Genomic DNA, 12,740 nt, shown 5'->3' on the forward strand with positions numbered 1-12,740 from the left:
TTAATGTTTTTTCAACGAGTTTTTAATAACAGTAGTTAAAAAATCAATGGCTACGGAATTCTGTTTCATATTTGGGATAATAAGATCAGCATCATTTTTAGATGGCTCAATGAATTCCTGGTGCATTGGTTTTAAGGTTGTCTGATAACGGTGTAATACTTCGCTCAGATCCCTTCCTCTTTCCTGGGTATCTCTCCTGATTCTCCTTATCAGCCTTTCATCAGAATCTGCATGAACAAATACTTTCAGATCAAATTCTTTCAGTAATTCTTTGTTGGTAAGAACCAGAATTCCTTCTACTACCAATACATTCTTAGGTTCTACAGTTACGTGATCTCCTGTTCTGGAATGCGTTACAAAGCTATAAATCGGCTGTTCTATCGGCTCATTATTTTTTAAAGCTTTTACGTGTTTTATCAATAGTTCAAAATCTATTGACTTCGGATGGTCATAATTTAAAGCCTCTCTTTCTGTCAGTGTAAGACCTTGGTTGTCGTGATAATAATTATCCTGTGAAAGGATATTCATTCCTTCGATATCAAGCTGCTGAAGTATCTTATCAACAACTGTAGTTTTGCCGGATCCTGTCCCACCGGCAATTCCTATTACAAGCATTGTTTTTTGTTTCTTTATAGTTGGTACAAATATACTATTTTAGATAAAATGTGGCAATGCAGAGAGCGAAATTGAGTAATTAAGAAATTCTTATATCCTGAGGTTAAAGTAATTAGTCTCAAAAATAGTTAGAATACTGAAAATTGGTTGATTTGGTGAGAAAAAATTGCTTTTATCTTTAAAAACTACAGTCTTATTTTCTTAACGCCAGGAATACGCGAAGGATTTATAAAATTGTATGGTTATTTTTCGCTCGCAAAGGCATTTCATTCGGCAATGGATCTAATAACGGGCCTCGTTAAGTGTTAACGCCTTTGCGAACGGAATTTTTCATTCTTTTAATGAAGAACCCTGCGAACGCCGCGTTAAAATAATTTACAGGAACCATAAAACTGGGTATTAAATTTAGAATATTTAGATCATGAGATTCTTTGTACGTCGAAATGACAGCGACTTATCGTTGAATATTCATAAAAGATTTTCACAAAAAAAACCGACCAATGTATTGGCCGGTTCTAATTTTATAGGATTTCACTTGTTAATTCGCGTGAAAGTAATTTTTCGTGCATAGGCTTCAAAAGATCTAATGAGCCTGTTTTTACGGTACATTTGCCCTTATAATGGACAAGCATTGTACATTGTTCTGCCTGTTCCCATGTATGTTTGCATATTTCAATCAGGCTATCGATAACATAATCGAAGGTGTGAATATCATCATTATGCAAAACCAACTTGTAGACATCATCCGTATCGTCCAGTACCAGAACGTCTTCTTCATACTGACGTTTCGGATCTTCATAGTCTTTTATCGTATTATAAAAATTCATTCTTAGTTGTTTTAAACTTCACCAATTTTTTCTGCTAAACTATCAATGGCATTGGGTTCCTGATATATCAACTCAACCAGTTCCACACTCTTATTGTTCATCTTCAGAATTTTAAAATGATATTCATCCAAATCAAATTCCTGATTTTCTTCCGGAATATCTTCCAATTCATAAAGAATAAATCCTGCTAATGAGTTGTATTCACTTTCTTCAGAAAGAGGCAGCCTTTTAGGTAAGAATTCATTGATTTCATCCAGAGGCTGTGTGGCCTTTACCCAGTAGGTATTGTCAGCAATTTTATCAACAATTTTCTCTTCTTCATCCTCTTCATCCTGAATTTCTCCTACCAATTCTTCCAGAATATCTTCAAGGGTAATAATACCTTCTGTTCCACCAAATTCGTCAATAACAATGGCAAGGTGTTGTTTTTTTTGTTGGAAAATTTTCAATAAGTCTGAAACTTTCTTGCTTTCCACTACGAAAAAAGCATCACGCATCAGATCTTTAAGATCCTCATGGTCTAAAGCTCCTTTTCTTTTAACAAATTCTCTTATAATTTCCTTTGTATAGAAGATACCGATTATATTGTCAATAGAATCAAGATATACAGGAATACGGGAATAACCGCTATCCATAATGGTATTGATAATATCATTCACCTCTTCTTCAAAGTCGATGGAAGTAATATTCTGTCTTGGAACCATGATTTGTTTTGCAGAGTGATCTGTAAAATCAAATGCATTTTTAATGATTTCGTAGTTCTCTTCTTCAATTTCACCACTGTCTGCACTTTGTTTTACCAAAAGCTGAAGCTCTTCCGTAGAGTGGATTTCCTGCTCTGAAGCGGGGTGAATTTTTATCAGTCTTAAGAAACCATTAGACATGGAATTCATCAACCAGATAAACGGTTTAAAAATTGTGTAGAAAACTCTCAATGGTACAGCTGTAGCCATTGTTGTAGCTTCTGATTTTCTGATGGCTATTGATTTTGGGATAAGTTCACCAAATACAATATGCATAATGGTAATCAACACAAAGCTAGTGACCACTGAAATGGTAGTAATGGTTGTTTGGGTTAATTCTACATTTAAAGAATGAAAAATATTTTCAACAATATGATGCAGGGCACTCTCTCCTACCCAACCAAGGGCAAGGGACGCCAATGTAATTCCTAATTGTGTAGCAGAAAGATATTCATCCAAGTGTTTGATAATATGTTCTGCCTGTTTTGCCATAGAATCCCCTTCTGCGGCTTTTAATTGAATTTGAGAGTAACGAACTTTAACAATTGAAAATTCTGCGGCTACGAAGAAGCCATTTAGTAATACAAGAAATAAGGCCAGCAAAAGCCTGACTATGTCCGAGTCCATTTAGAAGTTGTATAAATTTTATTAGGTACAAAGATATGCAAAATAAAAATAACCTGAATCCGGGATAGATTATTTCAATAGAGTAATTTTTGAGAAGAAAAACAACTTCCTAAAACCTGCCTATTTTGCAATAAAAAAAATAATTGTATATACTTTTCATTTCCATATAAAAAGAGGTGTTTTTGAATGCTTAATTACGTTTTTTAACCTTTATAAATAAAAAAGCACCGATAAAATCGATGCTTTTTATTGTATGTTAAAATAATTCTTTACGAATTTTTCAAAGCTTCTGCTCCGGAAACAATTTCCAAGATTTCGTTGGTAATTGCAGCCTGTCTTGCTTTGTTATAGAAGATCTTAAGATCATTTCTCAAAGCTTCTGCATTATCTGTTGCTTTGTGCATTGCAGTCATTCTAGCTCCGTGCTCAGATGCTACTGAATCTAAGATTGATTTGAAAACCTGAGTTTTGATAGACTTTGGAATTAAGTTATCTAAGATCTCAGTTTTGTTAGGTTCAAAGATGTAATCTGTTTCAACCTGTGGTTCTGTAGTTTCAGGCATTGAGATGGGAAGAAGCTGCTCTGTAGTTACTTCCTGAGTTGCTGCATTAACGAATTTGTTATAAATAACATAAACTTCGTCAAATTTACCTTCTTTGAAGCTAGCCATTACTCCTTCTGTAATATGAGCAACAGTATCAAAGTTCAAATTATCATACACAGAACTTCCATTAGCATATACTGAACGATTTCTTCTTACAGCATCATATACTTTTTTTCCTACAGGAAGAACTTCAATCTCATACTGAGAGTTCTTCTGAAACTGAAGGTTAAGCTCTTTTACAATTGAAGAGTTAAAAGCTCCCGCAAGACCTCTGTTTGAAGTAACAGCGATGAAAAGTATTCTTTTAACCTCTCTTTTCTGAGCATATACAGAAACCTGGTCAGGATCAGAACTAGAATTTACATTCTGGATAAGCTCCTGTAATTTTTCAGAATAAGGTCTTAACATTACGATTGCGTCCTGTGCTTTTTTAAGTTTCGCAGCGGAAACCATCTTCATAGCACGTGTAATCTGCATCGTAGATGAAATTGACGTAATTCTGCCTCGTATTTCTTTTAAGTTTGCCATTAATTTGGGTTCAAAGTTTAAGGTCTAAAGTTTAAGGCTTAAAACGTTATATTTTAAACCTTAAACATTGAATTTTTTTAGTTGTATTTAGAAGCTAAATCATTAGCTGCCTGCTTAAGAACACCGGTAATATCGTTATCGATTTTTCCAGCTTTGATAGCAGCCATTGTATCTGGGTGCTTAGATTTTAGGAACTCGATATATTCGTGTTGGAATTCTTTAATCTTGTTCAATGGAACGTTTCTCATTAAGTTTTCTGTTCCAGCATATACGATCGCTACCTGACTTTCTACAGGAAGTGGTGCATTTACTGGCTGCTTAAGGATCTCTACGTTTCTTTCTCCTTTAGAGATCACTGCTAAAGTAGAAGCATCAAGATCAGAACCGAATTTAGCAAACGCTTCTAGTTCTTTATATTGAGCCTGGTCTAATTTAAGAGTACCAGAAACTTTTTTCATTGATTTGATCTGAGCGTTACCTCCTACTCTCGATACAGAGATACCTACGTTGATTGCAGGACGAACCCCTGAGTTGAATAGATCAGACTCCAAGAAGATCTGTCCGTCAGTAATAGAGATTACGTTTGTAGGGATATATGCAGAAACGTCACCAGCCTGAGTTTCAATGATTGGAAGAGCCGTTAATGAACCACCTCCTTTCACGATTGGTTTAAGAGATTCTGGCAAATCGTTCATTTGCTTAGCGATGTTATCATCAGCAATTACTTTTGCAGCTCTTTCCAATAGTCTTGAGTGAAGATAGAAAACGTCTCCAGGGTAAGCTTCACGGCCCGGTGGTCTTCTTAATAGTAGAGAAAGCTCACGGTAAGCAACAGCTTGTTTAGATAAATCATCATAAACGATAAGTGCTGGTCTACCAGTGTCTCTGAAGAATTCACCGATAGAAGCTCCTGCCATTGCAGAATATACCTGCATTGGAACTGGATCTGATGCGTTAGCTGCAACGATTACCGTATAAGCTAAAGCTCCTTTATCAGAAAGGGTTTTAACGATTTGTGCTACAGTAGAAGCTTTCTGACCGATAGCAACATATATACAATATACTGGCTTACCAGCATCAAAGAATTCTTTTTGGTTGATGATCGTATCGATCGCAACAGTAGTTTTACCTGTTTGTCTGTCACCAATGATAAGCTCTCTCTGACCTCTTCCTACAGGAATCATCGCATCAATTGCAACGATACCAGACTGTAAAGGTTCAGTTACCGGTTGTCTGAAGATAACTCCAGGAGCTTTTCTTTCTAATGGCATTTCGTATAAATCTCCTGTGATAGGACCTTTACCATCGATAGGGTTACCAAGAGTATCAACTACTCTTCCTAACATACCTTCTCCTACTTTAATAGAAGAGATTCTGTTTGTTCTTCTTACTGTATCCCCTTCTTTTACTAATTTACTTTCACCTAATAAAGCAACACCCACGTTGTCTTCTTCAAGGTTAAGTACAATACCTTCTACATCACTAGAAAATTTCACCAACTCTCCGTATTGTACGTTTTCTAACCCGTATACACGAGCAATACCATCACCGATGGTTAAAACTGTACCTACTTCCTCAACATTTGATTGAGTATCGAAGTTGGCCAATTGCTGTTTTAAGATCGCAGATACTTCTGCCGGATTTATTTCTGCCATTGTATGGTTGTTTTTCTTAATTTAATTGGAAATCTTTTTTAACTTGGTTCAATTTGGTCTTCACAGACGCGTCTACCTGCTGGTCTCCTACTCTTAGGATATATCCACCTAAAATATCTTGGTTGATGATGAGTTTCAAATCGAAGTTTGAATTGGCATTCACCAAGTTGGTAGATCTTAGAATCTGATCAATATTCTCTTTAGAAAGCTGAGTAGCCGTGGTAAGAGTTACTCTCTGTACTCCGTTGATATCTTCAACTTTCTTGATGAATTCCTGAGCAATATTTTTTAATTGGCTTTCACGTCCGTGTTTAATAACCAATTTGATCAAATTCTGGGAAGATGCTGATAATCCTTTGAAAATTTCGTTTGCTACCTCTATTTTCTTTTTTGCATCAATGTAAGGTGTAAGGAAGAATTTGTTCAAATCCTTAGATTCAATCATGATCTTCGCTACATCTTTCATTTCAGAAAATACGGCAGCTGTCTGACCTGATTCATTAGTGAAATCAAGTAAACCCTGTGCGTATCTTTTCGCTACTTTAGATGTAAGCATTCTTAGTTAAGGTTAGATTTGTTGATATAATTTTGAACTAATTCGTTTTGAGCTTCCGTGTTATCTAACTTTTGTTTCAAGATAGATTCTGCAATGTTTACAGATAAAGCACCGATCTGAGTTTTGATGTCTGCCATTGCAGCATTTTTCTCAGCATTGATTGTTTGCTTAGCAGCTTCAATAAGTTTATCTCCTTCCGCTTTAGCAACATCTTTAGCTTCACCTACGATTCTGTCTTTAATTTCTCTAGCTTCTTTAAGGATAGCGTCTCTTTCGATTTTAGCTTCACGAATGATTCTTTCGTTGTCAGCTTTAAGATCTTCCATCTCTTTTTTAGCCAATTTAGCTTGGTTTAATGCATCAACGATAGAAGTTTCTCTCTCATTAACAGCATTTACAATTGGTTTCCAAGCGAATTTAGCTAGAAGAAATAATAGGATAACAAAAGTAAGGGTCATCCAAAACAAAAGTCCAATTCCAGGTTCAATAATTCCCATATCTGTAAATTCTTTTTTTAAATGTTATTTTATGGATTGTTTTTTTTAAAATTCTTAGCAGCAGCCAACCGCTTTACTGCTAAGAATGTTTTTTTGAGGATAGATTACTTGATGAAAGCACCAAAGATGATCGCGATAAGACCAGCTCCTTCAATAAGACCAGCAGCAATAAGCATTGCTCCTTGAATCTTACCAGCTTGTTCTGGTTGTCTAGCGATAGCGTCCATTGCGTGACCACCGATTTTACCGATACCTAGACCTACACCTAGTACTGCCAAACCGATACCTACGTAAATTAATCCTGCTCCTGTTGATAAATCCATAATAAATAAATTATATTAGTTAAAAAATTATTTTTAAATTCTTTCTTTTAATTAGTGAGCGTGCTCTTCGTGACCGTGCTCATGTTCGTGTTCTGCCACTGCGATTCCGATAAATAGTGCGGATAATACAGTGAAGATATATGCTTGCAATGCTGCTACCAATAATTCCAATACTGAAACGAATAGTGCTAATGGTACAGATGCAAATCCTAATAACGGAGTTTTGAAAATGAAGATCAATGAAACGATCGCCAAGATCATAATGTGTCCCGCTGTAACGTTAGCGAAAAGTCGCATCATTAAAGCGAAAGGCTTTGTAAAGATTCCGATAATCTCGATTGGAACCATAATTGGGTACAATAAGATTGGAACCGGCGGCATAAAGATGTGTTTCCAGTAATCTTTATTTGCACTGAATAATGTAATTAATAAGGTAATGATTGCTAATACTGCTGTGATTGCAATGTTACCAGTAAGGTTTGCTCCAAAAGGGAAGAAAGGAATCAATCCAAAAAGGTTGTTAATCCAGATAAAGAAAAATGCAGTTAATAAATAAGGCATATATCTTTTATATTTAACAGACCCGATGTTTGGAATAGCCACCTCGTCTCTGATAAACACAATCACTGGCTCCATAAATTTCCCGATACCTTTTGGAAGTTGTGATTTTTTATAGTTTCTTGCCATTCCTATGAACACTACTGCCATAAAAAGTACTGACAAGAACATTGAAGCCGCGTTTTTTGTTACTGAAAGATCAAAAAACACTTCGTTTGATTTTTGCTTCCCACTGATGATTGAAAATAATGTAGCTTTCTCAACACCTTTAGTAGAAACTACCTGCCCGTGTTCTAAAGTATATCCATCATGTTCGTGTCCGTGAGCAATACTACTAGAAAGAAAAGTATGCCAGCCTTCATTATCTTTGATGATAACAGGCAAAGGGATAGAAACGTGATGTTCTTCACCACTGTCATCTTTTGTAGTCCATAAATGCCATTCATTAGAATCACCAATGTGTTCCATGATCATCGTGGTCGCATTGAAGCCGTCTTTCACTTCTTTGTTCTCTACTTTTTCCGCTGATTTCTCTCCTTCAGATTCGTGTTGAGCAGAAGCTAAACTGCTTATAAACACAAATAAAAATGCGAAAAATAATGAAGAAATTTTTCTGTTCATATCTCTTTTTTAATCGTGTGCAAATATATCGATTTTATTAAACTTTACCAATACTAAAAATTGATTTTTATCATCAAAAAAATCAAGACTTATTAATGAGTTTTATTATGGGTAAATAAATAAGGAATGATGCGATAAGAAAACAGATCACTATAAAGAGAAAATTAGCTTTCGTCTTTTCTATTATAATTAAAGAGATAATAAGCCATATCAAATCCTTAGAGAGGTTAATGACCAGAAATTTCATTCCTGCATCCTGTTTGCCGTACAAATATTTTTTAAATATTGTATATACTATTATATTAAGGAATACTATTAATAATACAATAATAAAACTATCAAGAAAATTCATGCTGCAAAAATAGGATTATAATTTTTGAAACAAAAGAATTGTGAATTCTTCTATATTATAAGGATGGAAGCTGGGAGCTGGATGATGGAAGTTACTATTCCACAAAACCGCTGTTCAAATCGTTTTATTAAAAATACTCAATTTTTAAATTTAGAAAAAATATGTCATAAAAGAATCTTATTTACTATTATCTGCTTCAAAAAACCTCCCTGCTTCCAACTATTATAAAAACACTTTAGAAACCCTCCAAAACAATACTTAAAACAAACACATTTCATTTTATTGGCTAATAAAACCTCCCTTCTCCCCGCTTCCATCTTCCAACTTTAATCAAATCCATATAATATTAAGTCTATCATACTCAGGTTTCTTAAAAATTCCTTATTTTTGCAAACCTATAATTTACAATAAATATGTTTAATAGTTTACAGGATAAATTAGACAAGGCATTACATAATATTTCCGGACGTGGAAAAATTACTGAAATCAATGTAGCGGAAACCGTAAAGGAAATCCGTAGAGCACTGGTAGATGCTGACGTTAACTATAAAGTAGCAAAGGATCTTACAAAAAGAGTTCAGGATAAGGCATTAGGCGAAAACGTTCTTACGTCCCTTACTCCGGGACAATTGATGACGAAAATCGTTCACGATGAGTTAGTAGACTTGATGGGAGGTTCTCAGGAAGGAATCAATCTTTCCGGAAAGCCATCTGTTATTCTTATCGCAGGTCTTCAGGGTTCAGGTAAGACTACTTTCTCCGGAAAGCTTGCTAATTATTTACAGACAAAAAGAAATAAAAAGCCTTTATTAGTGGCATGTGACGTTTACCGTCCTGCCGCGATTGACCAGCTGAAAGTATTAGGAGGGCAAATTAATGTTCCTGTTTATACTGAAGAAGGAGCTACAAACCCTTCTACTATTGCAGAAAATGCAATCAATTTTGCAAAGGCTAACAACCACGATGTAGTAATCGTGGATACCGCAGGTCGTTTAGCAATTGATGAGCAGATGATGAACGAGATCAAATCCGTACATTATTTCATCAAACCACAGGAAACTCTTTTCGTAGTAGACTCTATGACTGGTCAGGATGCTGTGAATACTGCTAAGGCCTTCAACGATGCATTGAATTTTGACGGAGTTGTTCTTACCAAACTAGATGGTGATACAAGAGGAGGTGCTGCTTTAACGATCCGTTCTGTAGTTGAAAAACCAATCAAATTTATCTCTACTGGAGAAAAAATGGAAGCCCTTGATGTTTTCTATCCGGAAAGGATGGCCGACAGAATCTTAGGAATGGGAGACGTTGTTTCCTTAGTAGAAAGAGCTCAGGAGCAGTTTGACGAAGAAGAAGCTAAAAAACTTCATAAGAAAATCGCTAAAAACGAGTTTGGTTTTGACGATTTCTTAAAACAGATCAACCAGATTAAAAAGATGGGTAATATGAAAGACCTGATGGGAATGATTCCTGGGGTTGGAAAAGCCATCAAGGATGTAGAAATCAGTGATGATGCATTTAAGCACATTGAAGCGATTATCTACTCTATGACGCCGGAAGAGAGAAGAAAACCTTCTATTATCAATACTCAGAGAAAAAACAGAATTGCAAGAGGGGCAGGAAGAAAGATTGAGGATGTAAACCAATTGATGAAACAATTTGATCAGATGGGTAAAATGATGAAAATGATGCAGGGACCTCAAGGAAAGCAGATGATGCAGATGATGAGCAAAATGCCGAATATGCCAGGAATGGGTGGAATGTTTGGTAAATAATTCAAAATCAATCAAAATATAAAATCCGACTCAAAACTGAGTCGGATTTTTTGTTTTTTTATCTTTAAATAGGCTTATTATTTATCAGATTTCTGAGCTTTCCCCTTGATAAAGTAAGAAAAACCAACATTAACCCCGAAAGTTTTAATATTCGTTTTAACATCTGTATTCATAATAGTTTCCTTATTTGAAAACTGGTCATAAGAAACGCCTAAATTGATTCCTAAAGATGAAGTAGCCATATAAGTGACACCTCCCTTCACTTTCCATGCCAAACCGTCTGTAGTAGTCTCTGTATCTCGCATTAATGAAAGATCAACCCCTTCATTATTGATATCTTGGTAAGCAGAATACTTTGTCTTATTGGAAGCATATCCAATCCCTGCCCCTAAGAATGGTACAAACTTACTGGAATTAGTAAAATAATAAGTAGCCGTAGGCATTACAGAAAAAGTAGAATTTGTAGATTTAAGACCTTGATATTTAGTTGTAGTGTTAACATATCCTAAATCAATACCAACCGCTAATTTGTCTATGACAAAGTACCCTACGGAAGGAGTAATTGAAAATGTGTTTACTTTTGGGCCATCAGTAGAGTTACTTCCTACTTTTACAGTCGTTGTAGTGTTGTTAAAACCCATTCCTGTGTTTCCGCTGATCACCCAGTCTCCTTTAGTCATTTGGGCATTAGAAAGCCCGAAAAGTGCTACTGCACCCGCTAATAATAGTTTTTTCATGATTATTAATTGAATGATTAAAATTTATATCCTATTCCAAGTTGTAAAAAGTTCATTTTTAGTTTTTCTCCATCTACAGGATCCTTAATCATATTCGTAAGACCAAAACTATAACGAGCATCTAAAAATAGACCTTTATAAATGGTATAATCCGCTCCTAGAAACAAACCGAACTCTGTAGACTTAAGACCGTCATCAAAGGTTTTTTCAAGGTATTTTTCACCTTCATTTAAAGCTGCCTGATTAGAAGCCGCTCCACTAACCTCCATCTTAACTTTTGTATTGGTTCTAAAGCTCACATATGGCCCTGCATAAAGCCCCAGTTCCGGCGTTGCATAATATCTTGCTGATACAGGAATCACAAGTCTGTTAAAATTAAGTTTTTCTGTTACTGTAACACCATAAGCGCTTACAACAGCCTTACCTCCCAGATTTGCATATTCCAATTCTCCCTGTAATGCAAATTTATTGTTGAATTTATGCTCAACCAATCCTCCAATATAGAAGCCTGATTTTGACTCCATACCGGCTTTTATTCCTCCAATTTCAAAACTATCATCATTAGAGTTTAAGGTTGATAAAGCATAACCTGCTTTTACACCAAATTTAGTTTGTGCATTAAGCCCTGCAAACAGAGCGATTGCAGATGCTAATAAGAATTTTTTCATGATTATTAATTGTTTTTTTATGTGAAAAAAGCCCCAAGAAAATCTTAGGGCTTTATTGCTATATGCTTTGTTTATTATTTTGCAAATACATACTTAACTCCGAAAGTTACAGCCTTTAAGTTTAAACCGAAGTTGTAATCGTTAACTCTCTTAGCTCCGTCAACATCTACTTTAGAAGTATTGTATCCGAATTCTCCGATAGTAGCTTCGATAGTCCAGTTTTTGTTTAAGAAATAATCTAAACCTGGCTTAACGTTAACACCGATTGAAGTGTAGTTATTTTTAGTAGAAGCAGAAGTAACAGTTGTGTTTCCTCCGTTTGTAGTTGTAGCAGTCCCTTCTACTTTATTTTGACCGAATTCCATAGGAACTTCTAATTGACCGAAGATATATAGTTTGTCAGCTAAAGTCCAGTACTTTCTTACGAAAGGAGCTACAACAAATGCTGGCTTAGATTTTTCAATCTCAGTTACAGTATTTCCACTTGTAAGAGTTTCAGTATTTTTACCATTTTTGTAACCTAAACCTAAACCTACTGCTAAGTTAGTGTTTACGAAATATCCTACAGTTGGAAGAACTTTAATGCTTTCTACTTTACTGTTATCATTGTTATCTTCTGTTTGAGAATAGCTAACTTGTCCTGATAAATATGTAGTTCCTTTAGCAATCTGAGCGTTTGATAAACCAAAAAGTGCAACAGCACCCGCTAATAATACTTTTTTCATTTTAAAAATTTTTAATACTTTCTGGAGGCAAATTTACAGTGGTCTCCACTAATATTAAAATTTGTTAATGTGATTAATATCATTGTTAAAATTTAAGACATTATAAAAATAAATCATATTAACGAGAGTCTTTTGAGTTTTTCACAATTTTATGAATAAAAAAATCTTAATTTGACACCCAGAGCCCAATATGTTTGATTTTTAAAATTTATAAACTTTAGTGAAATCAGCTTAAATTGGCAAAATGCAGCAAAAACAGTCTTGTTAAAATGTTAATTTTTAAGGAATTAACTAAAAAAAATCAAACAAATGTTTATAATTAAAGTTT

13 protein-coding genes are annotated in these 12,740 nt (G+C 34.9%); 1 reads left to right on the top strand and 12 read right to left on the bottom strand.

All coding sequences use genetic code 11. The annotated features are described in order from the left end of the window. From udk to atpB, 9 genes are all read right to left on the bottom strand, one after another. Positions 1–615 (bottom strand): uridine kinase, encoded by a 615-nt coding sequence (udk, locus tag CHSO_RS14485; protein WP_045497309.1) that lies wholly within the window; start codon positions 613–615, stop codon positions 1–3. A 521-nt stretch (positions 616–1,136) separates the two neighbouring features. Next, complete coding sequence (locus CHSO_RS14490; RefSeq protein WP_045497312.1) at positions 1,137–1,442, bottom strand: ATP-dependent Clp protease adaptor ClpS; 306 nt, start codon at positions 1,440–1,442, stop codon at positions 1,137–1,139. An 11-nt stretch (positions 1,443–1,453) separates the two neighbouring features. Further along, complete coding sequence (locus tag CHSO_RS14495) at positions 1,454–2,812, bottom strand: hemolysin family protein (RefSeq protein WP_045497315.1); 1,359 nt, start codon at positions 2,810–2,812, stop codon at positions 1,454–1,456. Between the two features lie 269 nt (positions 2,813–3,081). Further along, positions 3,082–3,945, bottom strand: coding sequence for an ATP synthase F1 subunit gamma (atpG, locus tag CHSO_RS14500; protein ID WP_045497318.1), 864 nt, complete (start codon positions 3,943–3,945; stop codon positions 3,082–3,084). Between the two features lie 77 nt (positions 3,946–4,022). After that, positions 4,023–5,600 (bottom strand): F0F1 ATP synthase subunit alpha, encoded by a 1,578-nt coding sequence (gene atpA, locus CHSO_RS14505; protein ID WP_045497321.1) that lies wholly within the window; start codon positions 5,598–5,600, stop codon positions 4,023–4,025. A 16-nt stretch (positions 5,601–5,616) separates the two neighbouring features. Continuing rightward, positions 5,617–6,156 carry an ATP synthase F1 subunit delta gene (gene atpH, locus CHSO_RS14510; protein ID WP_045497324.1) on the bottom strand — a complete coding sequence of 180 codons (540 nt, stop codon included), beginning with the start codon at positions 6,154–6,156 and terminating at the stop codon, positions 5,617–5,619. A 2-nt stretch (positions 6,157–6,158) separates the two neighbouring features. After that, positions 6,159–6,653 (bottom strand): F0F1 ATP synthase subunit B, encoded by a 495-nt coding sequence (locus CHSO_RS14515; RefSeq protein WP_045497327.1) that lies wholly within the window; start codon positions 6,651–6,653, stop codon positions 6,159–6,161. Between the two features lie 104 nt (positions 6,654–6,757). Beyond that, positions 6,758–6,976, bottom strand: a complete 219-nt coding sequence (locus CHSO_RS14520; protein ID WP_007844726.1) for an ATP synthase F0 subunit C — start codon at positions 6,974–6,976, stop codon at positions 6,758–6,760. Positions 6,977–7,027: 51 nt separating this feature from the next. Next, positions 7,028–8,155: a F0F1 ATP synthase subunit A gene (gene atpB, locus CHSO_RS14525; RefSeq protein WP_045497331.1), complete on the bottom strand. Its 1,128-nt coding sequence runs from the start codon at positions 8,153–8,155 to the stop codon at positions 7,028–7,030. Positions 8,156–8,920: 765 nt separating this feature from the next. Here atpB and ffh point away from each other — a divergent pair. After that, positions 8,921–10,282, top strand: coding sequence for a signal recognition particle protein (ffh, locus tag CHSO_RS14535; RefSeq protein WP_045497337.1), 1,362 nt, complete (start codon positions 8,921–8,923; stop codon positions 10,280–10,282). A 77-nt stretch (positions 10,283–10,359) separates the two neighbouring features. Here the strand turns inward: ffh and CHSO_RS14540 are convergent, their stop codons facing one another. From CHSO_RS14540 to CHSO_RS14550, 3 genes are all read right to left on the bottom strand, one after another. Then, complete coding sequence (locus CHSO_RS14540) at positions 10,360–11,019, bottom strand: OmpW family outer membrane protein (protein WP_045497339.1); 660 nt, start codon at positions 11,017–11,019, stop codon at positions 10,360–10,362. Positions 11,020–11,036: 17 nt separating this feature from the next. Beyond that, positions 11,037–11,687 (bottom strand): porin family protein, encoded by a 651-nt coding sequence (locus tag CHSO_RS14545; protein ID WP_045497342.1) that lies wholly within the window; start codon positions 11,685–11,687, stop codon positions 11,037–11,039. Positions 11,688–11,761: 74 nt separating this feature from the next. Then, on the bottom strand, positions 11,762–12,412 hold the full coding sequence (locus tag CHSO_RS14550; RefSeq protein ID WP_045497345.1) for an outer membrane beta-barrel protein: 651 nt from the start codon (positions 12,410–12,412) through the stop codon (positions 11,762–11,764). Positions 12,413–12,740 lie beyond the last annotated feature (328 nt).

The organism is Chryseobacterium sp. StRB126 (genome assembly GCF_000829375.1).
Classification (GTDB): domain Bacteria; phylum Bacteroidota; class Bacteroidia; order Flavobacteriales; family Weeksellaceae; genus Chryseobacterium.

Coding starts and splice junctions, on each gene's coding strand:
- udk (WP_045497309.1), bottom strand. CDS start 615: ATGCTTGTAATAGGAATTGCCGGTGGGACAGGATCCGGCAAAACTACA.
- CHSO_RS14490 (WP_045497312.1), bottom strand. CDS start 1,442: ATGAATTTTTATAATACGATAAAAGACTATGAAGATCCGAAACGTCAG.
- CHSO_RS14495 (WP_045497315.1), bottom strand. CDS start 2,812: ATGGACTCGGACATAGTCAGGCTTTTGCTGGCCTTATTTCTTGTATTA.
- atpG (WP_045497318.1), bottom strand. CDS start 3,945: ATGGCAAACTTAAAAGAAATACGAGGCAGAATTACGTCAATTTCATCT.
- atpA (WP_045497321.1), bottom strand. CDS start 5,600: ATGGCAGAAATAAATCCGGCAGAAGTATCTGCGATCTTAAAACAGCAA.
- atpH (WP_045497324.1), bottom strand. CDS start 6,156: ATGCTTACATCTAAAGTAGCGAAAAGATACGCACAGGGTTTACTTGAT.
- CHSO_RS14515 (WP_045497327.1), bottom strand. CDS start 6,653: ATGGGAATTATTGAACCTGGAATTGGACTTTTGTTTTGGATGACCCTT.
- CHSO_RS14520 (WP_007844726.1), bottom strand. CDS start 6,976: ATGGATTTATCAACAGGAGCAGGATTAATTTACGTAGGTATCGGTTTG.
- atpB (WP_045497331.1), bottom strand. CDS start 8,155: ATGAACAGAAAAATTTCTTCATTATTTTTCGCATTTTTATTTGTGTTT.
- ffh (WP_045497337.1), top strand. CDS start 8,921: ATGTTTAATAGTTTACAGGATAAATTAGACAAGGCATTACATAATATT.
- CHSO_RS14540 (WP_045497339.1), bottom strand. CDS start 11,019: ATGAAAAAACTATTATTAGCGGGTGCAGTAGCACTTTTCGGGCTTTCT.
- CHSO_RS14545 (WP_045497342.1), bottom strand. CDS start 11,687: ATGAAAAAATTCTTATTAGCATCTGCAATCGCTCTGTTTGCAGGGCTT.
- CHSO_RS14550 (WP_045497345.1), bottom strand. CDS start 12,412: ATGAAAAAAGTATTATTAGCGGGTGCTGTTGCACTTTTTGGTTTATCA.